Annotated in this window: 20 protein-coding genes; 13 read left to right on the top strand and 7 right to left on the bottom strand. The window is 74.7% G+C overall.

The features are described 5' to 3' along the window. Nucleotides 1–13 precede the first annotated feature (13 nt). Genes AC1C2V_RS06285 through ccsB form a run of 5 tightly spaced genes read left to right on the top strand, consistent with a single transcriptional unit; the run spans nt 14 to nt 4,920 of the window. Complete coding sequence (locus tag AC1C2V_RS06285) at nt 14–658, top strand: histidine phosphatase family protein (RefSeq protein WP_495388725.1); 645 nt, start codon at nt 14–16, stop codon at nt 656–658. Beyond that, nucleotides 658–1,362, top strand: coding sequence for a TlpA family protein disulfide reductase (locus tag AC1C2V_RS06280; protein WP_495388724.1), 705 nt, complete (start codon nt 658–660; stop codon nt 1,360–1,362). The genes AC1C2V_RS06285 and AC1C2V_RS06280 overlap by 1 nt, the downstream gene beginning before the upstream one ends. Beyond that, nucleotides 1,362–2,144: a cytochrome c biogenesis CcdA family protein gene (locus AC1C2V_RS06275; RefSeq protein WP_495388723.1), complete on the top strand. Its 783-nt coding sequence runs from the start codon at nt 1,362–1,364 to the stop codon at nt 2,142–2,144. Before AC1C2V_RS06280 ends, AC1C2V_RS06275 begins: the two co-directional genes overlap by 1 nt. Further along, nucleotides 2,144–3,940 carry a cytochrome c biogenesis protein ResB gene (gene resB / locus AC1C2V_RS06270; RefSeq protein ID WP_495388722.1) on the top strand — a complete coding sequence of 599 codons (1,797 nt, stop codon included), beginning with the start codon at nt 2,144–2,146 and terminating at the stop codon, nt 3,938–3,940. The genes AC1C2V_RS06275 and resB overlap by 1 nt, the downstream gene beginning before the upstream one ends. A gap of 2 nt (nt 3,941–3,942) precedes the next feature. Continuing rightward, on the top strand, nt 3,943–4,920 hold the full coding sequence (ccsB, locus tag AC1C2V_RS06265; protein WP_495388721.1) for a c-type cytochrome biogenesis protein CcsB: 978 nt from the start codon (nt 3,943–3,945) through the stop codon (nt 4,918–4,920). A 10-nt stretch (nt 4,921–4,930) separates the two neighbouring features. Here ccsB and AC1C2V_RS06260 read toward each other — a convergent pair whose 3' ends face one another. After that, nucleotides 4,931–5,287, bottom strand: a complete 357-nt coding sequence (locus tag AC1C2V_RS06260) for a PLD nuclease N-terminal domain-containing protein (protein ID WP_495388720.1) — start codon at nt 5,285–5,287, stop codon at nt 4,931–4,933. 56 nt (nt 5,288–5,343) lie between these two features. Here AC1C2V_RS06260 and AC1C2V_RS06255 point away from each other — a divergent pair, with 56 nt between their 5' ends. Beyond that, the gene (locus AC1C2V_RS06255; protein WP_495388719.1) at nt 5,344–5,625 is read left to right on the top strand and encodes a DUF4229 domain-containing protein; all 282 of its coding nucleotides are present in this window, start codon (nt 5,344–5,346) and stop codon (nt 5,623–5,625) included. Between the two features lie 134 nt (nt 5,626–5,759). Here the strand turns inward: AC1C2V_RS06255 and AC1C2V_RS06250 are convergent, their stop codons facing one another. Together AC1C2V_RS06250 and AC1C2V_RS06245 are read right to left on the bottom strand one after the other, a co-directional pair. After that, nucleotides 5,760–6,629, bottom strand: coding sequence for a 1,4-dihydroxy-2-naphthoate polyprenyltransferase (locus tag AC1C2V_RS06250; protein WP_495388718.1), 870 nt, complete (start codon nt 6,627–6,629; stop codon nt 5,760–5,762). A gap of 53 nt (nt 6,630–6,682) precedes the next feature. Beyond that, nucleotides 6,683–7,891, bottom strand: coding sequence for an AMP-binding protein (locus AC1C2V_RS06245; protein ID WP_495388717.1), 1,209 nt, complete (start codon nt 7,889–7,891; stop codon nt 6,683–6,685). 108 nt (nt 7,892–7,999) lie between these two features. Between AC1C2V_RS06245 and AC1C2V_RS06240 the strand changes: the two genes are divergently transcribed. Continuing rightward, nucleotides 8,000–9,112 carry a DUF3048 domain-containing protein gene (locus AC1C2V_RS06240; protein ID WP_495388716.1) on the top strand — a complete coding sequence of 371 codons (1,113 nt, stop codon included), beginning with the start codon at nt 8,000–8,002 and terminating at the stop codon, nt 9,110–9,112. Nucleotides 9,113–9,184: 72 nt separating this feature from the next. Next, the gene (locus AC1C2V_RS06235; protein ID WP_495388715.1) at nt 9,185–10,243 is read left to right on the top strand and encodes a DUF3048 domain-containing protein; all 1,059 of its coding nucleotides are present in this window, start codon (nt 9,185–9,187) and stop codon (nt 10,241–10,243) included. A gap of 18 nt (nt 10,244–10,261) precedes the next feature. Here the strand turns inward: AC1C2V_RS06235 and AC1C2V_RS06230 are convergent, their stop codons facing one another. Genes AC1C2V_RS06230 through AC1C2V_RS06215 form a run of 4 tightly spaced genes read right to left on the bottom strand, consistent with a single transcriptional unit; the run spans nt 10,262 to nt 15,662 of the window. Further along, on the bottom strand, nt 10,262–11,872 hold the full coding sequence (locus AC1C2V_RS06230; RefSeq protein WP_495388714.1) for an outer membrane protein assembly factor BamB family protein: 1,611 nt from the start codon (nt 11,870–11,872) through the stop codon (nt 10,262–10,264). 47 nt (nt 11,873–11,919) lie between these two features. Further along, on the bottom strand, nt 11,920–13,584 hold the full coding sequence (locus AC1C2V_RS06225) for an outer membrane protein assembly factor BamB family protein (RefSeq protein WP_495388713.1): 1,665 nt from the start codon (nt 13,582–13,584) through the stop codon (nt 11,920–11,922). A 58-nt stretch (nt 13,585–13,642) separates the two neighbouring features. Further along, nucleotides 13,643–14,647: a 1,4-dihydroxy-2-naphthoyl-CoA synthase gene (locus AC1C2V_RS06220; RefSeq protein ID WP_495388712.1), complete on the bottom strand. Its 1,005-nt coding sequence runs from the start codon at nt 14,645–14,647 to the stop codon at nt 13,643–13,645. Between the two features lie 10 nt (nt 14,648–14,657). Beyond that, on the bottom strand, nt 14,658–15,662 hold the full coding sequence (locus AC1C2V_RS06215) for a DMT family transporter (protein ID WP_495388711.1): 1,005 nt from the start codon (nt 15,660–15,662) through the stop codon (nt 14,658–14,660). 87 nt (nt 15,663–15,749) lie between these two features. Here AC1C2V_RS06215 and pdxR point away from each other — a divergent pair, with 87 nt between their 5' ends. The 5 genes from pdxR (at nt 15,750) to AC1C2V_RS06190 (ending at nt 22,654) form a co-directional block, all read left to right on the top strand. Beyond that, entirely contained in the window at nt 15,750–17,171 is a 1,422-nt protein-coding gene (gene pdxR, locus AC1C2V_RS06210; RefSeq protein ID WP_495388710.1) for a MocR-like pyridoxine biosynthesis transcription factor PdxR, read from the top strand. Between the two features lie 62 nt (nt 17,172–17,233). Continuing rightward, the gene (locus AC1C2V_RS06205) at nt 17,234–17,401 is read left to right on the top strand and encodes a hypothetical protein (RefSeq protein ID WP_495388709.1); all 168 of its coding nucleotides are present in this window, start codon (nt 17,234–17,236) and stop codon (nt 17,399–17,401) included. Nucleotides 17,402–17,471: 70 nt separating this feature from the next. Beyond that, complete coding sequence (locus tag AC1C2V_RS06200; protein WP_495388708.1) at nt 17,472–18,533, top strand: o-succinylbenzoate synthase; 1,062 nt, start codon at nt 17,472–17,474, stop codon at nt 18,531–18,533. After that, on the top strand, nt 18,530–20,524 hold the full coding sequence (menD, locus tag AC1C2V_RS06195; RefSeq protein WP_495388707.1) for a 2-succinyl-5-enolpyruvyl-6-hydroxy-3-cyclohexene-1-carboxylic-acid synthase: 1,995 nt from the start codon (nt 18,530–18,532) through the stop codon (nt 20,522–20,524). Before AC1C2V_RS06200 ends, menD begins: the two co-directional genes overlap by 4 nt. Nucleotides 20,525–20,773: 249 nt before the next feature. Then, nucleotides 20,774–22,654 carry a S1C family serine protease gene (locus tag AC1C2V_RS06190; RefSeq protein WP_495388706.1) on the top strand — a complete coding sequence of 627 codons (1,881 nt, stop codon included), beginning with the start codon at nt 20,774–20,776 and terminating at the stop codon, nt 22,652–22,654. The last annotated feature ends 80 nt before the right edge of the window (nt 22,655–22,734 follow it).

The following is a 22,734-nucleotide window of genomic DNA, read 5'->3' as shown; positions in this document are numbered from 1 at the left end:
GACACTGGTGGGCATGGCCATCACCACCGTCCATCTCGTGCGGCACGGCGAGGTTCACAACCCGGACGGGGTCCTCTACGGGCGCATCCCCGGCTATCGGCTGTCCGAGCGCGGTCAGGCGATGGCGCGTCGCGTGGCGGACCACCTGTCGGGCACCGGTCGGGACATCGTCGCCGTCGTCGCCTCCCCGCTGCAGCGCGCGCAGGAGACCGCCACCCCGACCGCCGAGGCCTTCGGCCTCGACCTCGCCACCGACGACCGACTCGTCGAGGCCGGCAACCACTTCGAGGGCACGACGGTCGGCAGCAACCCCGCGCAGCTCGCCCACCCCCGTTACTGGCGGTTCCTGTGGAACCCGGTGCGCCCGTCCTGGGGCGAGCCGTACGCCGACCAGGTCACGCGCATGCGCGCCGCCGTCGACGACGCGCGGCGCGCGCACGAGGGGCACGAGGTGGTGCTGGTCAGCCACCAGCTCCCGGTCTGGCTCACGCGCCGCTCGTACGACGGCCGCTCCCTGGCGCACGACCCGCGCCGCCGCGAGTGCGCCCTGGCGTCGCTGACGTCCCTGCGATTCGACGGCGAGACGTTCGTGGGCCTGCACTACAGCCAGCCGGCGGCCGACCTGCTCGCCGGCGCCGACCCCGTGCCGGGGGCGTGATGCGCAGCACCACGACCCCGCGCTCGCTCCGGCGGGCGGCAGCAGCGGCGGGCGCGCTCGTCGGCCTCACGCTCCTCGCCGGGTGCGGTGCGGAGGGCTCGGGGGCGGGCGACGTCGTCGGGCAGGGCTTCGTCTCGGGCGACGGCTCCGTGAAGCAGTGGGACGCGGGCGACCGCGACGACGCCGTGACCGTGCGGGGCACCACCTTCGAGGGCGACGACGTCAGCACCGACGACTGGCGTGGCGACGTCGTGATCGTGAATACCTGGTACGCCGGGTGCGCGCCGTGCCGGGCCGAGGCGCCCGACCTGGTCGAGCTCGCGAACGAGCGCGAGGCCGACGGCGTGCGGGTGCTCGGCATCAACACCGAGGACGAGGCGGGCGCCGCCACGGCGTTCCAGCGCACCTTCGACGTGCCCTACTCCTCGATCGAGGACCGCAGCGGTCAGGTCGTGGCGAAGCTGTCCGGTGTCGTGCCCCTGCAGGCCGTACCGTCCACCGTCGTGCTGGACGCCGAGGGGCGCGTCGCCGCCCGCGTCATCGGGCAGGCGGACGCCTCGACGCTCGACGCCATCGTCGACGAGGTCCTCTCCGAGGATGGCGAAGCTGCAGCGGAGGGTGCGGGCCGAGGTACGAGGAACGCGCCCGAAGCGGAAGCGCAGGCATCCTCGGCGAACGGCGCAGAGGACGACGAGGACGCCTGATGGGTGACACGTTCGCTGCCACGGCGTTCAGCGGCTCGATGCTGCTGGCGCTGCCGGTGGCGCTGATCGCGGGCCTGGTGTCGTTCGCGTCGCCGTGCGTGCTGCCGCTGGTGCCCGGGTACGTCGGATACGTGAGCGGCATGGCCGCCGCGTCGGCGGGGTCGGGGGCAAAGGGGCGCCCCGGGATGCCGCCGCAGGTCCCGGCGCGCCGCCGCGTCGTCGCCGGAGTCGGCCTGTTCGTGCTCGGCTTCACCGCGGTGTTCGTGGCGCTGATGGGCGCCGCGGGCGCGCTCGGCTCGTACCTGGTGCAGTGGGAGGACACGATCATGCGCGTCCTCGGCGTCGTCGTGATCCTCATGGGCCTGGCGTTCCTCGGCACCGTCCCGTTCCTCCAGCGCGAGCGGCGCATGCACCTCAGCCCCCGCGCGGGCCTGTGGGGCGCGCCGCTGCTCGGGGTCGTCTTCGGCCTCGGGTGGACGCCGTGCATCGGCCCCACCCTGGCGGCCGTGCAGGCGCTCTCGCTCGAGGAGGCGTCGGCCGCGCGTGGCATCGTGCTGGGGATCGCGTACTGCGTCGGGCTGGGCGTGCCGTTCCTGCTCGTGGCTCTCGGCCTCCAGTCCTCGCAGCGCATGCTCGGCTTCCTGCGCGCGCACCGCCGGGGCATCCAGCGCGCGGGCGGCGCTCTGCTGGTGGTGGTCGGTCTCGCGCTCGTGAGCGGCCTGTGGGCCGCGTGGATCAGCCAGCTCCAGGGCTGGATCGGCGGATTCGGGACGGTGGTGTGATGAGCGAGAAGGCGACCTACCGACCCGAGGGCATCCACGACGCGTTCACCGAGGGCCGCGCGGATGAGCCCTCGACCGCCGAGGAGATCCCGACCACCGGCGGCGGCGCGACGAAGCCCGACGGGCGTTCCTCGAGCCTGCCGTCCCTCGGCTGGCGCGGCACGCTGCGCTGGACGTGGCGACAGCTCACGAGCATGCGGGTGGCGCTGATGCTGCTGATGCTGCTCGCGGTCGCGGCGGTGCCGGGCTCGGTGCTGCCGCAGCGCAGCCAGGACGCCGCGGCGGTGCTGGAGTACCTCGGCGACCACCCGACGCTGGGCGAGTGGCTGGACCGGCTCGGCTTCTTCGAGGTCTACAGCTCGGTCTGGTTCTCCGCCATCTACCTGCTGCTGTTCGTGTCGCTGGTGGGCTGCATCGTGCCGCGGACGCTCGCGCACGCCCGCAACTTGCGCCGCCGTCCGCCGAAGACGCCGGCCCGCTTCGGGCGGTTCCCCGCCACGGCCACGGGCACCTCGACCGCGTCGCCGGACGCCGTCGTCGATGCGGCCGCCACCCACCTGCGCGGCCCGCTGCGCCGGCTGCCCACCTTCCGCGTCGACGTCGGCGCCGAGGAGGCGCGCCGCGGCCGACCGGCCACCCGCACCGTCGCCGCCGAGCGCGGGTACCTGCGCGAGTCCGGCAACCTGATGTTCCACCTCGCGCTGGTGGGCCTGCTCGTCTCGGTGGCGCTCGGCCAGCTGCTGCACTACCGCGGCCAGGCGATCGTCACCGAGGACCGTGGCTTCGCGAACGCCGTCGTCGACTACGACACCTTCGACAAGGGCGCGTGGTTCCGCCCGGCCTCGCTGTCGCCGTTCTCGATGACCCTCGACTCGTTCGACTCCGAGTTCGCGTCGGACACGGTCGCGTTCGCCCAGGCGCGCGACTTCACCGCGCACGTCACCGTGACCGAGCCGGAGGGCGCGGAGCACGCCGAGCAGATCAAGGTGAACCACCCCCTCACGGTGGACGGCGCCAAGATCTACCTGCAGGGCAACGGCTTCGCCCCGGAGATCACGGTGAATGACGCCGAGGGCCAGGTCGCGTTCTCCGGCCGGGTGCCGTTCCTGCCCGAGGACACGATGTACACCTCGCGCGGCGTCGTGAAGGTGCCGGACGTCTCGGGTGGCCAGGAGCAGATCGGGCTCATCGGGTACTTCCTGCCCACCGCCGTGGTCGACGAGGACGGCTCCGCCCGGTCGGTCTTCCCGCAGCCGAACGACCCGCTCCTGGTGCTCGAGGTGTACCGCGGTGACCTGGGCCTGGACGCGGGCGTGCCGCAGAACGTGTACCGCCTCGACACCGCCAGCCTCACGCCGTCCGTCGACGAGGACGACCAGACGATCAAGCTGCTCGTGAAGCCGGGGGAGACCATCGATCTCCCGGACGGCCTCGGCACCGTCACCCTCGGCGAGGAGGTGCCCCGCTACGTTGCGCTCGACCTGCGGCACGACCCGTCGCTCGCCTGGGTGCTGACCTTCGCCCTGGCCGCCCTCACCGGGCTGGCCGTCTCCCTGTTCACGCCGCGCCGGCGGGTGTGGGTGCGATCATGGGGGGCCACGGACGACGACGGTCGGCCCGTGACGCACGTCGAGCTCGCCGGGCTCGCGCGTGGGGACGACGCCGGCCTGCAGCGCGAGGTCGACAAGGCCTTGGCCGCGGTGCCCGACCTGGTCGACGAGGCCGGCCCGCAGGGCGACGACCACAGGACCGGCCGGCCCGGACCACACAGCACCACCACCGCCACGGAGGACTGACCATGCAGATCGCCGAACTGAGCGTGCTGCTCGTCTGGGGCGCCGCGACGGCGCTGACCATCGCGCTCGTCGCGTTCGCCATCGATCTGGGCCGCCGCACGGAGCAACGGGCGGACGCCCGCGCCGAGGCGCGCACGCCCGTGGCGGTCGGCGCCGACCGCCCGACGACGTCCGTGCCGGCGGGTACGGGCGACGAGCCCGCTCCCGTGCGCCGTCGCGCGGCCGGGATCGCCATGTCCACCACCTGGCTCGGTACGGCGATGCTGCTCGTCGCGATCGTGCTGCGCGGCCTCGCGGCCGGGCGCACGCCGTGGGCCAACATGTACGAGTTCACGCTGGTGGGCTCGTTCATGGCGCTCGCCGTCTTCCTCGGCATGAACGTGCGCAAGGACTTCAAGTTCCTCGGCCCGTTCGTCACCGGCCTGGCCGTGCTGTTCCTCGTGCTCGGCCTCAACGTCTTCTACGTCGCTGCCACGGGCGTGCAGCCGGCGCTGCAGAACTACTGGCTCGTGATCCACGTGGGCGTGGCGATCAGCGCCACCGGCATCTTCACCGTCGCGTTCGTCTCCTCCGTGCTGCAGCTCGTGCGCGACAGCCGCGACGCCGGCTCCCCGTACCTGCAGCGCCCCGGCTTCCGCTGGCTCGACCGCGTGCCGACGCCCACCTCGCTCGAGGCCCTGTCGTTCCGCCTCAACTCCGTCGGCTTCGTGCTGTGGACGTTCACCATCATCGGCGGCGCCATCTGGGCCGAGCACGCCTGGGGCCGCTACTGGGGCTGGGACCCCAAGGAGGTCTGGAGCTTCGTCATCTGGGTCGTGTATGCGGCCTACCTGCACGCCCGCACCACGCGGGGGTGGGACGGGCGCCGCGCCGCCTGGTTCGTGATCGTGGGCTACCTGTGCGTGCTGTTCAACTTCACCGGCGTGAACCTGATCTTCAACGGCAAGCACTCGTACTCCGGTCTCACCACCGACGCCTGAGCCCGACCGATCAGTGGGCTTCGCCGGTGCCGCCGCCGTCGCGCTCACGTCGGCGCTTCTCCTGCTCGAGGCGCCACATGAACTCCGGGTCGTCGTCCGGCGCGACCGGGCCCGAGGGGCGGCGAGGGCCGGAGGGACGCGGGCGGCCGGGCCGGGACGAGGGCCCACGGCCGCCGGGTGCCTTGCGGCTGCTCTGCTTGACGACGATCCATGCGATCGCGCCGAACACCGGCAGTAGCACGATGATCACGGCCCACAGCCACCGCGGCACGCCTCCGCGCTCCTCTTCGTCAGACCCGGCGAGGTCGAGCAGGGCGTAGAGGGCGAGCCCCACGACGAGCAGGGGCAGAATCACGCGCGCGAACATGCCTCCAGGCTAGTCCCGTGGCGGGGTCACGTCGGAATCGCGCCTACCCTGGAGACGTGCCTCTCGTCCTGTACACCGTCTGGCGGATCCTGCTGTTCGTCGCCGCCCTCGGGCTCGGCGTCCTGCTCGGCATGGGCAGCTGGTTGCTCGTCCTGTTCGCCCTGGTGGTCGCGTTCGCAGTCTCCTACCTTGCGCTGCGCAAGCCGCGCGACGCCGCCGCCCGCTGGCTGGCCGAGAAGGAGCAGCGGCGCAAGGACAGCAAGGGCGGCCGAGCCGCGCACGACGCGGACAGCGACTACGAGGACTCCGTCGTCGACCGGGACAACCCCGCTGGTTGAGCCGGAGCCTGTCGAAGGGTCGAGACCGGGTCTCGACAAGCTCGACCGACGAAACCTCAGGACGAGCTCGACCGACGAAACCTCAGGACGAGCTCGACCGACGAAACCTCAGGACGAGCTCGACCGACGAAGCCTCAGAGCGACAGGCCCAGCGCCAGCAGCACCCCGTAGGCGAGCTCGAACATGCCCGTGCCCGCGAGCACGCGCACGAGCAGCGGCCCCCGCGCCCCCGCGATGACCGGGGCCACGAGCAGGACGCCGGGCAGCAACAGCACGGTGACCAGCAGCGCCCAGGGCGCCCAGGCCGCGCAGACCATGCCCAGCACCACCGGCAGCAGGATGCAGGCGGCGTACCAGCGCCGCGCCTGGTGGTCGCCGAGGCGCACCGCCAGGGTGCGCTTGCCGGCGACGACGTCGGTCGGGATGTCGCGCACGTTGTTGACCATGAGCAACCCGCACGCGATCAGGCCCACGCCGACCGCGCCCAGCACGGACGGCCACGTGAGCCGGTCGGCCTGTGTGTACGTGGTGCCGAGCGTCGCGACGAGGCCGAAGAACACGAAGACGCCGACCTCGCCCAGCCCCGCGTAGCCGTACGGGTGCTTGCCCCCCGTGTAGAACCAGGCGGCGAGCACGCAGAGCACCCCGACGGCGAGCAGCCACCAGTGCCCGCTCACCGCGCACAGCGCGAGCCCCAGCACCCCCGCGACGCCGAACGACGCGAACGCGGCGGCCCTGACCCGGCCCGGGCTCGCGATCCCCGACGCGGTGAGCCGCAGCGGGCCCACCCGGTCGACGTCCGTGCCGCGGACGCCGTCGGAGTAGTCGTTGGCGTAGTTGACGCCCACCTGGAGGGCGAGCGCGACGCCGAGGGCGAGCACGGCAGGGAGCCAGGCGAACGCGTCGACCTGAGCCGCGGCCCCCGAGCCGATCAGGACCGGGGCGGCCGCCGCCGGGAGGGTGCGGGGGCGGGCTCCGGCGATCCACTCGCTGCTCGTGGCCATGGTTCTCCGTGCTTCGGTCGGTGGTGGTCTGTCGGTGATCGGTGCGAGCGGGCTCAGCCGCGCGCCTCGTGCTCGCGGACGAGGGCGACGACGCCGGCCCGGTCCACCTTGCCCGGCCCGCGCAGGGGCAGGGCGGCCGTGCGGTACGCGCGACGGGGGGCGGACGGCGCTCCCAGCCTAGTCGTCGCGGCGGCCCGGACCCGCGCCAGGTGGGATGGCTCCAGCGGGGTCAGTGCGTCCTCCGGCGACTCGGAGGTGACGACGGCGACCAGGGCCTGTCCCCATTCCGGGTCGGGGATGCCGACGACACACGCCTCGCCGCCGAGCAGCTCGCCGAGCAGCGCCTCCACCGGTGCGGGGGCCACGTTCACCCCGCCGGTCACGACCACGTCGTCGGCCCGGCCGAGCACGTGCAGCGTGCCGTCGGGGTCGAGGCGGCCCAGGTCGGAGGTGCGGAACCAGCGGCTGCCGTCGGGGTCCGTCCGGAACGCCGCCGCCGTGGCGGCCTCGTCCCCCAGGTACCCCGCGGCGAGGGTGGGGCCGCCCAGCTCGACGACCCCGGTGCCGCCGGCACCGGCACCTGTAGCGGCCCCGGCGACGCGTACCCGCACGTCGCGCAGGGGCACGCCGTCGTACACGCAGCCGCCTGCCGTCTCCGACATGCCGTAGGTCGTGACGACGCGCACGCCGGCCTCCGCCGCCCGCGCCAGCAGGGCCGGCGTCGTCGCCGCGCCCCCCGCCAGCACGGCCGAGCATCGTGCGAGCGTCGCCAGGCCTCTCGGCGCGCCGCCCCGCGCGGCCTCGAGCACGCGGTGCAGCTGGGTGGGCACCAGCGAGACGTACACGGGCTCGCGGGCCCCCGCACCGACCGGGCCGACCGCCGGCCCGAGCAGGTCCGCGAGGCCGCCCGGCGTGAACCGGGCGTCCGGGTCGGCCACGACGAGCTCGGTGCCGGCCAGCACCGAGCGCACCAGCACCTGCATGCCGGCGACGTGCGTGGGCGGCAGCGTCAGCACCCAGCGCCCCGGCCCGCCGAGGCGTTCGTGCGTCGCCTCCGCGGAGGCCCTCAGCGCGTCGGCGGTCAGCGCGACCTCGCGCGGCGTCCCCGTCGAGCCCGAGGTGCGCACCACGAGCGCCGTGCCGGGGGGCAGCGGGCCCGTCGTCGTGCGGGGGAGGGGGACGACGGCCGGGCCGCCGTCGAGCGCCCGCCGCACGGCGTCGCGGAGCGCGCCGGCGGTCGGGACGAGTTCACGGTCGGGCACCGCACCAGGGTAGGTCCGCGGGGCCGGAGGCCTGTCGTAGGGTGGGGCGGTCTCGGCCCGGGAACGGGGCGTGTCGTTCGTCACGAGGACGTCGAGGAGGACGCCTGGATGCCCACACCACCCGGATCTCCGGCCCGCGGCGCCCGCCGCCGGCCCGCCGCCGTGCTCGTCGCGCTCGCGCTGCTGGTCACCGCCGGCTGCGGGGTCGGCGAGCCCGCCGCCCCGCCGACCGTGACCGCCGCGCCCGACGTCGCCGCCTCGAAGTCGACGCCCCCGGACCCGGTGCTCCCTGAGCCGAAGGCGAAGCCGAAGCCCGTGGTGTGGCCGCTGAACGGCCGGGCGACCGGCACGAAGAAGGTCCCGGCCCGGCCCGCCGTCGCCGTCAAGATCGAGAACTCGGTGCAGGCGCGCCCCCAGAAGGGGCTGCAGCAGGCGGACATCGTGTGGGAGCAGGTGGTCGAGGGCGGCATCACCCGTTACGTGGCCGTCTACCAGTCGAAGCTGCCGACCACCGTGGGGCCCGTCCGGTCCGTGCGGCCCATGGACCCCGCGATCGTGGCACCGATGCGCGGCATCCTCGCGTACTCGGGCGGGCAGCCGCCGTTCATCCGCGCGGTCGGCAAGGCCAAGGTGCAGTCCGTGACGATGGACAGCGGCGACCCGGGGTTCCGGCGCAGCGGCGACCGGGCGGCGCCGCACAACGTCTACGGGTCGGTCAAGACCTTCGCGAAGCAGGCGAGCAAGACCCGGGCCACCCCGCCGCCCGCGCAGTTCTCCTACGGGTCGAAGGTCGGGCGCGGCAGCGCGGCGAAGAACGACCGTCGCGGGCACGTGGCCGACGTGCGGCTCTCACCGGCCCAGCGCACCGTCTGGCGGTGGAAGGCGAAGACGAAGACCTACGCGCGCTACGACGGGTCGACGCCCTCGATCTCGTCGGGCTCGCAGCTCAGGGCCCGCAACGTGCTGGTCCTGTCGGTCGCGATGAAGAACACGAAGTACAAGGACCCGAGCGGCGCCCCGGTCCCCGAGACGCAGATGGTCGGCAGGGGCAAGGGTGTGCTGCTCACGCGCGGCAAGGCCCTCAACGTGGTGTGGTCGAAGGCCAAGTCGGGCAAGAAGCTCGTGCTCGAGACCCGTGGGGGAGACCCCGTGAGCCTCGACCCGGGCAACCTGTGGGTGGAGCTCGTGCCGCGCGGGACCGGGTCGTGGCGGGTGAGTTGACGCCGGATCGGGGCCGGCCCGGCATACGGTGACCGCGTGTGATCGCGTGCACCCGACTCCGGGAGGACCCGCATGACCGCAGTGCCCGGCACGACCCGCGCCCGGACCGTCGCCGCCCTGGTGGTGGCCGCCGCCCTGGCGCTGGGGGCGTGCTCGTCCGGCGGGTCGCCACCGGCGGCCTCGCCCAGCAGCACTGCCGACAAGGGCTCCCCGCCGTCGCCGGCCGTGCCGTCGGCCTGGCCTCTCACGGGGGTGCGCTCGGAGGACGTCGAGGCGCGCCCGGCGCTCGCGGTCAAGGTCGAGAACGCCCCCGAGGCGCGCCCGCAGACCGGCCTCGAGGACGCCGACATGGTGTGGGAGGAGGTCGTCGAGGGCGGCATCACCCGCTTCGTGGCGGTGTACCAGTCGGCGATCCCGAAGGCCGTGGAGCCCGTGCGGTCGGTGCGACCCATGGACCCGGCCATCGTCGCGCCGCTCGACGGGATCCTGGCCTACACGGGCGGGCAGCAACCCTTCATCGACGCGGTCGAGAAGTCCGGGACGCAGTCCGTGGTGATGGACGCCGGCGACCCCGGGTTCAGCCGCGACCCGAACCGGTCGGCGCCGCACAACGTGATCGGCGACCCGCAGGTGTTCCTCGACCAGGCCGACGACGACCGCGCGGCGCCCCCGCCCGCCCAGTTCCGGTACGCGGCCGAGGCCGGCGAGAGCACCGCCGCCGCGGACGGGACGAAGGCGAGCACGGTCGACGTGGCACTCAGCCAGGCGCAGCGCAGCGTCTGGGACTGGTCGGCCAAGGAGAAGAAGTGGTTGCGCAGCGAGGGCTCCAGCGAGTCCGTCTCGACCTCGGGGGCCCGGCACGCCGCCACCAACGTGCTGCTGCTGTCGGTCGAGGTGGTGAACACCAAGTACAAGGACCCGGGCGGCGCCCCGGTGCCGGAGTCCAAGCTGGTCGGCAAGGGCACGGGGGTGCTCGCCTCGAACGGCAAGAGCGTGCCCGTGCGGTGGGCCAAGAAGGACGTCGCCTCCCCGGTCGAGCTGACGCACGACGGCGAGCCCGTCGAACTCGAGCCCGGCAACACCTGGATCGAGCTGGTGCCGAAGGAGACCGGGAGCTGGGAGATCTCCTGAGCGGGTGATGTCACGGCGTCAGCCGAGGCCGCGCGCCGCAGCTCCGTCGGTCCCCAGCAGCACGGGGTGCCCGCCGGCGGAGGCCAGGCTCTCGAGGCCGCCGGTGCCATCCCGCACCCATGCGGTGGCGCCGTCGCGGGCGTCGACTGCGGTCAGGCGGTAGCCGATCTCCTCGATCGACATGGTGCCGATCAGCACCCGGGTGCCGTCCGTCAGGGCGCCGAAGGGGTACTCCGAGAAGTCGTCGCCACCGACCTCCAGGAGGTCGCCGCGGGCCCAGCGTTCGACGCCGGTGGTCGCGTCGAGGCCGATCAGCCGCTCGCCGTCTGCCACGACGAGGATGCCGGCCACCCGCGCCAGGACCTGGGACAGGCCGGCGACCTCGCGGGACCAGAGCTGGTCGCCCTCGGAGGTCACGGCCGCGAGCCGCGCATCGGTCCCGGAGGCGTCGTCGGTCAACGCGATGAACGGGCCGTCCACGTCGTCGTCGACCATGGCGGGCATCACCCAGCCCGGGACGGTCGCGATCTGGGCCCCCGTGGCGTCGAGGATCCTGCTCTCCTTGCCCGCGATCGCCATCCGGCCGTCGGGCAGGGGCATGGGCCATCCTGTCCCGTGGTCACCGAGGTCCACCGTCGTGCCGTCGGGGGTGATCGCGACCATCGTGCCGCAGACCCACATCGTCGTGATCGACGTCGACGCGTCGATCGAGGGTGTGAGCTCCAGGAACGTTCCGGCGCTGCTGTCCTCCCCCGTCACGCACCCCTCGAGGTCCACCTCGTCCAGGGGCACCGTGACGGTGGCTCGCACCTCGCCGGTCAGGGCGTCCTCGAGGCGCAGCGTCGGGTCGGGCGCACCGGCGTCGCGTACGGCACGAAGCCTCTCGGCGGCGGTGGCCTGGTACGGCGCGACGACGGTGCCCTCGGCCGCCTGCTCGGTCACGGCGACCGCACCGCCCGCGACAGGGATCGCCTCGCGTCCGTCGACGGGCCGCCGGGCGAGGAGGCTCCCGGACGGGTCGAGCACGATCACCGTGCGATCGCCCGCCTCGCCGCCCACGCACACCGCGACCTCGGTCTCGGCGTTGACCACGGCGCTCAGGCCGATCCTCCAGAACGACGACGGACCGCACACCGGGTCCGTCCCCACCTCGTACCGCCACAGCTCGTCACCCGTTGCCGGGTCGCCGCCGACGGCGTCGCCGTTGTTGGTCGCGAGGAGGACACCACCCGACAGGAGGGAGGCCCTGCCGCCACCGACACCGAAGGCCCAGCTCTCGGTCAGCGGCTCGGACAGATCCTCGACGGCGCCGGGCAGGCCGCGGACGGCTTCGCCGCGCAGCCGCTGGTCCCGCGCGTCGAGCTGACCCGGCAGCACGACGGCGGTGGCAGCGCTGACCACGACGACGGCAGTTACCGCCGCGACCAGGCCACGCCCTCGCCGGGACAGCCGACGCCAACGCCCCGAGGCGCGGTCCCGGAGGGCGGCGAGGCGTCGTCCGGTGCTACTCCCGCCGTCGCCGCCGTCACCATCAGGGGAGGGGAGCGCGTCGCCGCCGTCCTCCCGCTCGTCGTCCGGCACGAGCTCGAACGTGGCCATCGGCTCGGGGCGGCGGAACCTCGGGGGCATGGCGGGAGGCTACCGGCCCGGCCGGGCGGCCAGGCGACGCTGGGCCGTCAGCCCGTGCCGAGGCCGCGCATCGTGTTCAGCAGGATCACGGGGTGTCCGTCGATCGACTGCAGGGCGTCCAGGCGCCCCTCGCCCGCACGTTCCCACGTGCTCGTGCCGTCCCGGAGGTCGAGGGCGAGCAGCCGGTGTCCGCTCCCGCCACCGCCGATCCCGAGGAGCAAGCGGGTGCCGTCCGTGACGGCTCCCGCGACCCACTCGCCGGAGCCGTCGGACGCACTGTCGAGCACGCCGTCTCGCGCCCAGAGCTCATCGCCGGTTTGCGAGTCGAGCCCGATGACCCGGGCGCCGTCCTGGACGACCACGGTGCCGGTCACTCGCGCCACGACGCCCAAGAACTCGTTGATGGTGACGGCCCACTCCCTGTCGCCGTCGGTCCTGACCGAGGCGAGTCGCGCGACATCCGCGGCTGGGTCGAGGCTCGTGTAGGCCAGGTACGAGCTGCTCGGTTCGTCGTCGACGGTCGGTGGGAGCACCCAGCCCGGGACGGTCGTGACCAGCGAGCCGTCGGCGGCTAGGACGGTGCTCTCCTCGTCCGTGAGCACGAACCCGCCGCCCGGGGCCGGCTGCGACCACCCGGAGCCGGCGGACGTGTCGAACTCCGCGCCGTCGGCAGTCAGGCCGGCGCTCGCGCCGCACACCCGCAGCTCGGTGAACGACGGGGAGGTGCTGACCGAGCTCATCGGCTCGACGCTGACCGCCGTCACGCCGTCCACCGTCTCAAAGGATCGGTTGCACCCGTCGAGGTCCTCGGCCCGCAGATGGGCCGTCACCTCGGCGCGCACCTCGCCGGTCACCGCGTCCTCGAGCCGGAGGGTCGGGTCGACCCATCCATTGGCCCGCAGGGCACGCAACGCCGTATCGGCACCGGTGCCGTCCTCCGTCCAGGGTGCCGATACCCTCCTCGGCAAGTGGTCGACCACGGCGACGGCGCCATTGGCGGCGGGCATCACTACGGGCACGTCGTCGTCGACCGGCTCGCCGACCGACTCGCCGTACAGCCCGCCGTACGGGTCGTCCGTCGCGGGGCCGATCGCGCGCTCGCCCACGACCGTGCCCGACGCGTCGAGGACCGTGACGGTCCGGGAGTCGAACTCGCCGCCCAGACAGACGGCGACGTCGGCGGGCCGGCCGTAGTCGGCCGGGGCAGACGGCCGGGGGCCGCACACGGGGTTCGTCCCGACGTCCTGGCGCCACACCTCGTCTCCCGTTGCGACGTCGACGGCCCACACGTCATCCCTGTCGCTGGTGAGTGCCACGCCGCCCGGGAACGTTGTGAGGATGCCGTTGCTGCTCGGGACGTCCCACGCCTCGGTCAGCGGCTCGGACAGGTCCTCGACTGTGCCGGGCAGGCCGCGTACAGCCTCGGCGCGGACTCGTTCGGTGTGCGCGCCGAGCTGACCCGGCAGCACGACGGCGATCGCGGCGCCGACCACGACGACGGCGGCCGACGTCGCGGCCAGGGCCCGCGCGCGCCGGGACAGCCCACGCCAGCGTTCCGTCGCGCGTTCGCGCAGCGCCGCAAGGCGTCGTCGGACGTCGGCGTCAGCGTCTGCGAGCGGGTACTCGCCATCGTCCCGCGCGTCGTCCCGCTCGTCGTCCGGCACGAGCGCGAACGTGGCCATCGGCTCGGGGCGGCGGAACCTGGGGGGCATGCCCGGAGGGTACCGGTGGGGCGCACGCCGCACGTGCGACGGGGCGAGTGAGAAGGGGTCAGAAGGCGTACGGGAAGCTCGACCAGTCGGGGTCGCGCTTCTCGAGGAAGGCGTCGCGACCTTCGACGGCCTCGTCGGTCAGGTAGGCGAGGCGGGTGGCCTCGCCGGCGAAGACCTGCTGGCCCATGAGGCCGTCGTCGGCCAGGTTGAACGCGAACTTCAGCATCCGGATCGCCTGCGGCGACTTGCCCGCGATGGTGCGCGCGTACTCGATCCCGAGCGCCTCGAGGTCGTCGTGCTCCGCCACCTCGTTGACGGCGCCCCAGCGTTCGGCGTCGTCGGCGGAGTACCCGCGGGCGAGGAAGAAGATCTCCCGCGCGCGCTTCTGGCCCACCTGGCGGGCCAGGTATGCGGAGCCGTAGCCGCCGTCGAAGGAGCCGACGTCCGCGTCGGTCTGCTTGAACTTCCCGTGCTCGCGGCAGGCGATCGACAGGTCCGCCACCACGTGCAGCGAGTGCCCGCCCCCGGCCGCCCAGCCGTCGACGACGGCGATGACGACCTTGGGCATGGTGCGGATCAGCCGCTGCACCTCGAGGATGTGCAGGCGCCCGGCCCGGGCGGGGTCGACCGCGTCGGCGGTCTCGCCCAGGATCTCGCCGTCGCCGGCGGAGTTGTCGACCGACGTCGTGTACTGGTAGCCCGACCGGCCGCGGATGCGCTGGTCGCCGCCGGAGCAGAATGCCCAGCCGCCGTCCTTGGGCGACGGGCCGTTGCCGGTGAGCAGCACGGTGCCGACGTCGGAGGTCATGCGGGCGTGGTCGAGCACGCGGTACAGCTCGTCCACGGTGTGGGGCCGGAAGGCGTTCCGCACCTCGGGGCGGTCGAAGGCGACGCGGACCACGGGCAGGTCCCGCACGACGCCGCCGGCGGCGTCGCGCTCGACGCCCCGGTGGTACGTGAGGTCGGTCAGGCCCTCGAACCCGGACACCTCGCGCCAGCGCGCGGGGTCGAACGTCTCGGACACGGGCCGGGGGACATCGCGGGGGACAGGTGCGCTGCTCACGACCGTCACCCTAGTTCGTCCCGGCGACGCCGGTCCGGCGTCCGGGCGCCGGGCTGGGCACTCGTCCGGGCTCTCGTCCGGGCATCAGTCCGAGCGCGAGGCCGAGCCCGACCACGAGGGAGCCGACGACGGCGTGCGGGGTCGCCGTCTCGGCGCCGAGGGCGAGCGACGCCGCGAGGGCGGCCACGGGCATCAGCCCGGCGAAGAGTCCGGCTCGGGCGGCCCCGACGCGGGCGAGCCCGGAGTACCAGAGCAGGAACGCCACTGCCGTGACGACGACGGACAGGTAGGCCAGGGCGACCAGCTCACCGCCGTCGGGCACGGCGAGGAACGGGCCCGGCACCAGCAGGCCCAACACCGCGAGCTGCGGCACGGCCGCGCAGCAGGCGTACGCGGACACGCGCAGCGGACCGAGGGCGGGCAGCAGCGGCACGGCGAGCAGCGAGAACGCCGCCTCGCAGCCGAGGGCGCCGACGGCGAGGAGCAGGCTGAGGGGGTCGGCGGTGCCGAGCCCCTCGACTCCGGCGACGCCGGCCGTCACGACGGCGGCCGCGACCAGCGTGCGGCGCGCCAGGTGGCGGTCGCGCACCGCCTGCGTCATGGCGAGCACGACGGGCGTGGCCCCCACCACCGCGCCGACCAGGGACGGGTCGGCGTGCTGGGAGGCGAGGACCACGAACGCGCTGAAGCCCGTCAGGCCGGTCGCGGCGAGCGCGGTCAGGCGGCCGGCCTGCCGCAGGGTCGGCAGCACGAACGACACCCGGCGCCACCTCATGACGGCGAGCAGGCAGAGCGCCGCCACGGCGTAGCGGGCCGCCTGGCCGCCGAACAGCGGGTAGTCGGACAGCGCCGCGGAGGCCACGAACGACGCCCCGACGATCGACATCGCGAAGGCGCACCAGGCGTAGGCGGCGGCCGTCGGACCCGCGATACCTGCCGTCGATCCGGTCGAGCGGGGCGCGACGTCGGCGCCGGTCGAGGAACCTGTCGAGGGACCGGTCGAGGAGTGAGCCATGGCGGCGACGCTACGGACGATCTGGATCGGTGAGCAGGGCCAGATCGTTGCTGGTTCACTGGGCCAGTTGATGGTTCACTCTGCCAGATGATGCGACTGCAACCGGACGACCTGCTCCTCGTCCTCGGTCCCCGGCCCGCGGCCGACGTCGGCGCCTGGCTGCGCGACGGGCTGCGGGACGCGATCCGGTCGGGTCGGCTGGCCGGCGGCGCCGTTCTGCCGTCGGCCCGGGCGGCGGGGGCGGGGCTGGGCATCGCCCGCGGCACGGTGTCGGCGGCGGTCGACGAGCTCGTCGGGGAGGGCGTGCTCCTGAGCCGGCCGCGGTCGAGCGTCGTCGTCGCCGACCTCGCCCGGGGTGCGACGGCGGGTATCGGCGACGCGGCGGCCCCCGATGGAGCAGGTGCGGGCGGCGCACCGCCGGCCGCCGTGCGCCGGGTCAGCGTCGGCACCCCGGACCCCGCGCTCTTCCCCCGCGCGGCGTGGGCCCGGTCCGTGCGCGACGCAATGCGCGAGCTGCCCGACGCTGAGCTCGGCTACCCCGACCCGCAGGGCCTGCTCGCGTTGCGCGAGGCGCTCGCCGCGCACCTGCGGACTGCGCGCGCCGCCCCGGTGTCGGCGCAGGACGTCGTGATCGTCAGTGGCGTCGCGCAGGGGCTGGCCCTGCTCGGCGGGGTGCTCGCCGCCGCCAGCGGCGCCACCGCACCCCGGGTCGTCGTCGAGGACCCGGCGTCTCCCGGCGCCGTCGAACAGCTGCGGGGCGCCGGGCTCGACGTGCTGCCCGTGCCCGTCGACGAGGCGGGCCTCCGCACCTGGGAGCTGCCGGACGCCGACGCCGTCCTGGTGACGCCCGCGCACCAGTTCCCGCTCGGCGTCGTCCTGGCTCCCGACCGTCGCCGCGACCTCCTCGCGTGGGCGCGCGCCGGCGACCGGTGGGTGCTCGAGGACGACTACGACGCCGAGCTGCGTTACGACCGGCAGCCGGTCGCCGCCCTGTACGGGCTCGATCCGGAGCGCGTGGTGCTGATGGGCTCGGTGTCCAAGCTGCTGTCGCCGGCCCTACGCCTGGGGTGGGTCGTCGCGCCGGCCGCCGTCCGTGACGCCCTGGTGGAGGCCAAGCGTCGCGCCGACCTCGGCTGCTCCGTGCCCGAGCAGGCCGCCTTCGCCCGCCTGATCGCCACGGGGGCGTACGCGCGGCACCTGCGCCGGGCCCGGCTCGCGTACAAGGGCCGGCGTCAGGCGTTGCTCGACGCGCTGGCCCGCGAGGTGCCGCACCTCCCGGTCGACGGCGTGGCCGCGGGCCTGCACCTCGTCGTGCGGGTGCCGGGCGGCGACGCCGAGGCCCGCGCGGTGGCCGGCCTGCGTCGGTGTGGCGTGCCCGCGGACGCCCTGTCCGAGGCGTCCGTCCGCCCGGGGGCCTGGGGCGTCGTCATGGGCACCGCCCGGGTGCAGGGCAGGGACGTCGCCGGCATCGTCGACATCCTGCGCGGTGCCCTGCTCGATGCCCGCTGACGACGCGCGGCACGCCCGGCGTGTTGCCGGGCGTCGTCGCCGGGCGGGCGCACCATGAATCCATGAGCACGCCGCAGTTCGAGGACGACGTGGTTGACCTGGCCGACGTCGCGCACGAGATCTTCGTGTACGACGCGGAGACGGTCCGCCGCGACGCCCAGCGCATAGGTGGCAGTCCCGCTCCGAGCCCGCTCATGTTCGAGCCGGAGCTGTCGGAGTTCACCGACTGACGGCGGGAGAGTGCCTCCACGTGCAGGGCCCCTGCCGCCCCGGCGTGCCCGCGCCGCGTAACCTGATCGCGTGCAGCTGCCCCGAGATCCGGCCGTCGAACTGGCCCCCGAACTGGTGTACCGCACCCCGCTGACCACGCGGTTCCGCGGCCTCGACGAGCGCGACGGCGTGCTCCTGCGCGGCGCCGCCGGCTGGGGCGAGCTGTCCCCGTTCTGGGACTACGACGACGCCGAGTCGGCCACCTGGCTGCGCGCCGCGCGCGAGGCGGCGGACGTCGGGTTCCCCGACCCGGTGCGCGACCGGGTGCCGGTCAACGTCACCGTGCCGGCGGTCGGGCCGGAGCGGGCGCGCGAGATCGTGCTGGCGTCGGGCGGCTGCCGCACCGCGAAGGTGAAGGTCGCGCAGCGCGGCCCTGCCATCGACGGGCGACCTGGCGCGCTCGAGCCGCTGGCCGGCGAAGAGGCGCGGGTCGCCGCCGTCCGGGCCGCGTTCGACGAGCTGTACGGCCCGGGCGCGGGAGCGATCCGCGTGGACGCCAACGGCGGCTGGTCGCTGGACGAGGCGCTCGCGCGGATCCCGGTGCTCGACGCCGCGGCGCGCGGGCTGGAGTACGTGGAGCAGCCCTGCGCGTCGGTCGCGGACCTGGCCGCCGTGCGCCGCAGCTTGCGGTCCCCGGTGCCGGTCGCCGCCGACGAGTCGATCCGGCGCGCGGCCGACCCGCTGCGCGTGGTGCGCGAGGACGCGGCCGACGTCGTGGTGCTCAAGGTGCAGCCGCTCGGCGGCGTGCGCGCCTGCCTCGACCTCGCGGAGCAGGTCGGGCTGCCGGTCGTCGTCTCGTCGGCGCTGGAGTCCTCGATCGGGCTGGCGGCGGGGGTCGCGCTCGCGGCCGCGCTGCCCGAGCTGCCGTACGCGTGCGGCCTGGCGACGTCGCAGTTGCTGACCCGTGACGTCGTCGCGGAGCCGCTGCTGCCGGTGGACGGCGCGATCGCCGTGCGCCGCCCGGAGCCCGCCGCCGCCGCGTTCGCCCTCGCCGAGGCCGACGACGCGACCCGCGACCGCTGGCTCGCCCGGTATGCCCGGCTGGCCCGGGTGCTGGCCGGCTCCTCGACGGCGGACGGGGTGCGGGCATGAGCGGGCCGCAGGTGCCGTCGTCGGTCCCTCCGTCGGTCCCTCCGTCGGTCGTAGTGGCGCGCGCGATCGTCACCGACCTCGCGCTCCAGGGCGTGCGCGACGTGGTGCTCGCCCCCGGCTCGCGCTCCGCCCCGCTCGCGTACGCGCTGGCCGAGGCGGCGGACGCCGGGCTGCTCACGCTGCACGTGCGCGTCGACGAGCGGGCGGCGGGCTTCCTCGCGCTGGGCCTGTCCCGCGGCAGCACGACCGTCGTCCGCGGAACCGGGGGAGGGGACGGTGGCGGCCAGGTCGGGCTCCCCCGGCCGGTCGCCGTCGTCACGACCTCCGGCACCGCGGTGGCCAACCTGCACCCGGCGGTGCTCGAAGCGCACCACACGGGTGTGCCGCTCGTGCTGCTCACCGCCGACCGGCCGCACGAGCTGCGCGGCACGGGCGCCTCGCAGACCACCGACCAGGTGGGGATCTTCAGCACCGCCGTCCGGTACGCCGTCGACGTCCCCGCCCCCGACGGCCGCGACGGCGAGGTGCGCGACCTGCTCGGCACGCTCGGACGGGCGCACGCGGCCGCGCAGGGGCTGCGCGACGGCCACCCCGGCCCGGTGCACGTGAACCTCGCGTTCCGCGACCCGCTGCACCCGCCTGCGCCGCTGGTTGAGCTCGTCGAAACCCGGTCGGTGGTTGAGCCTGTCGAAACCCGATCGGTGGTTGAGCCTGTCGAAACCCGGTCGGTGGTTGAGCCTGTCGAAACCCGGGTCTCGACAGGCTCGACCGGCGGGGTTTCGACAGGCTCAACCAGCGGGCCGCGCCGCACGACGGTGGTCCCGCCGGCCCCCGCGCCGGGCGACGACCCCGCGCTGTACGGCGACCCGGCGCGCACGCTCGTGGTGGCCGGCGACGGTGCCGGGCCGGGGGCCCGCGCCGTGGCGGAGGCCCAGGGCTGGCCGCTGCTCGCGGAGCCCTCGTCCGGGGCGCGCGGCGGGCCCAACGCTGTGGCCGGCTACCGCTCGGTGCTCGCCGTCGAGGAGCTGGCCCGGGACGTCGAGCACGTCGTGGTCTTCGGGCGGCCGACGCTCTCGCGCCCGGTGCAGCGCCTGCTCGGCCGGCCCGACGTCGTGGTCACCGTCGTCGCCCCCGGGGGAGGCCCGTGGCCGGACGCGGCCCGCAACGCGGAGCGGGTGGTGCCCGCCCTGGCCGACCGCTGGTCGGCGCCCGCGACGCACGACGGAGTGCATGGCGGTGCGCACAGCGGCGGAGACTTCCTCGCCCGCTGGCAGGCGGCGGGCCGGGCCGCGGCCGCCGTCGTGGAGGCCGCGACGTCCGACGACGCCGTCGCGGGCGGCCTGCCGGACGCCCCGCACGCAGGGCTCGCCGTCGCGCGCGCCGTCGCCTCGGTGCTCGGCCCCAACGACGTGCTGGTGGTGGGGTCGTCCAACCCCGTGCGCGACCTCGACCTCGTGCTCGGCCTGGACCACCCGCAGGCCGGCGACCTGCCCGAGGTGTTCGCGAACCGCGGCCTGGCGGGTATCGACGGCACCGTCTCGACGGCGACGGGCGTGGCGCTCGCCGCCGCGCGCGAGGGCCTCCGCACCCGCGCGCTCGTCGGCGACCTCACGTTCCTGCACGACGTCGGCGGCCTGCTGCGCGGCCCGCACGAGCCGCACGTCGACCTTGAGGTCGTGGTGGTGAACGACGACGGCGGGTCGATCTTCGCGACCCTCGAGCACGGCGACCTGGCCGCGTCGTCGCCGGCGGCCGGGGCGACGTTCGAGCGCGTCTTCGGCACCCCGCACGGCGCCAACCTCGCCCAGCTGTGCGCGGGCTACGGCGTGGACCACCAGCTCGTGCTCGACGTCGGGTCGCTGCGGCACGCGCTGAAGTCGCCGACCCGCGGGGTGCAGGTCATCGAGGTGCGCGTGCCGCGCGCCGACCGGCTCGCCGAGACGCGCGACCTCGCGGCGCGTGTGGCCGAGGCCGTGCGCGCCACTCTCTGAGGCGACGACCCGCCGAGCTGCCCGTCGTCGAACCTCCCCGGCGGGCTTGGCGGCCCAGCGTCACGTAGCGTCTCATCGTGGGGTACGTCGGGTGTTCCGGAGGCGACGACGGGACGGTCGTCGCGGCCGACGTCCAGGATTCGCAGGAAGTTCTCAGGTTGGGCCAAGGATGGCACCAGGGTGTGGTGGTGTTCTAGAGCCAACAACGAGAAGGGCACTTCTCCTGGAGCACACAACGAGGAGGGCACCATGAGCACCGACACCCCGGGCGCACCGCAGCCGTCGGGCGCCGACGAGCCGGACCGGAGCACCACCCCGTCCACGGAGCAGCAGTCCGAACAGCCGACCCAGCGGACGGAGGGCGAGCAGGACGTCGAGCGCACTGCAGAGCAGGCTCCCGCGCACCCCGCCACGCAGGACACGCAGCACCTCACCGTGCAGCCCACGCAGCAGATCCCGAGCACGCCCGCGGCGCCGGCACAGGGCCACTCACAGGGACACACTCCCGAGCAGCCCGAGCAGGCCGCCCCGCAGCCGTCCGCCCCGCAGCCGTCCGCCCCGCAGCCGTCCGCCGCGCAGCCGTCCGCCGCGCAGCAGCCGCGGTACGGGCAGATGGCGTCCGGGTCGCCGAACTACGCGCAGCAGCAGCACCCGCAGCAGCCTGCGCCGCAGCAGCCGCAGCAGCCGCAGCAGCCGCAGCCTGCGCCGCAGCACCAGCAGCAGGGCCAGCCGTATGCCCAGGCCTCCCAGGGCCAGGGCGGCGGGCCCGGGAACCCGTACTCCTACCACCAGACGCCGGCCCCGGCCGGCGGCCCAGGCGGGGCGGCCGCCAAGCCGCCGCGTCAGCGGTCGGTGTGGGTCCCGGTGACCAGCGCGGCCGTGATCGCCGCCGTGCTCGCGAGCCTCGGCACCGCCGCGGCCACGGGCGCCTTCGACGCTGACAGCTCGGGGTCCCTGGCGAACCTCGGCTCGTCGGCGAGTGAGGCGGACGAGGCGCCGGTCAAGGCCTCGACGTCCAGCAACCCCGACTGGGAGGCCGTCACCACCGCCGTCGCGCCGTCCGTCGTAGCGATCCAGGTGCAGAGCGAGGCCGGCGGCGCCGAGGGCTCGGGCGTCGTCTACGACGACCAGGGTCACGTCCTCACGAACAACCACGTCGTGTCCGGCGCCCAGGACGACACGGTGCAGGTCACCCTGTCCGACGGCCGGCTCTACGAGGCGACCATCGTCGGGACCGACCCCACCACCGACCTGGCCGTCGTCCAGCTGCAGGACCCGCCGGACGACCTGCAGGCGGCGGCGTTCGGTAACGCCGACGACGTCGTGGTGGGCGACCCCGTACTCGCCGTCGGCAACCCGCTGGGGCTCGCCAACACAGCCACCACGGGCATCGTGTCCGCGCTGGACCGGCCTGTCTCGGCCTCAGGCGAGGACGGCAGCACGCAGGTCGTGACCAACGCGATCCAGATCGACGCCGCGATCAACCCGGGTAACTCCGGCGGCCCGCTGTTCAACGCACAGGGCCAGGTCATCGGCATCACGTCGTCGATCGCCACCCTGTCGAGCGGCGGCCAGTCCGGGTCGATCGGGATCGGCTTCGCCATCCCGGTGAACCTGGCCGAGAGCATCGCGGAGCAGCTCATCGCGGACGGCACCGCCGAGCACGCGTTCCTGGGCGTGACCATGCAGGACGCGACCGCCTCCGCGGACGGTGTCACCCGCCGCGGCGCGGAGGTCCTGGAGGTCTCCTCCGGGTCGCCGGCCGCCGAGACCGGCCTGCAGGCGGGCGACGTCATCGTCGCGATCGACGACGACGCCGTCAACGGCGCCGAGTCCCTCACGGCCTACGTGCGGGAGAAGGCGGCCGACGAGAAGGTCACGCTGACCTTCGTCCGCGACGGCAAGACGCAGACCGCCGACGTCACGCTGGCCGCGAAGGAGGAATCCGCCACCGACCAGGGTGACCAGGGCCAGAACGGCCAGGACGGCCAGGACGGCCAGGGTCAGGATGGTCAGGGCAGCCCGGAAGGCCAGGGCAGCCAGGGCCAGGACGGTGGCTCCGACTCGACCAGCCCGGACAACCTGCCGGGCTGGCTGCAGGACCTGCTCGAGGGCAACGGCTCCCACTGACCCTCGTCTGACCAGCGCCCCGTGGGCTGCGACCGATTCCCCCTCCAGGTCGCGGCCCACGGGGCTCTTCCCGTCCCCGC

This window comes from Isoptericola sp. Y541 (assembly GCF_059445465.1).
The sequence above is the reverse complement of the archived record's forward strand: the minus strand, read 5'-3'. Positions and strand labels throughout refer to the sequence as shown.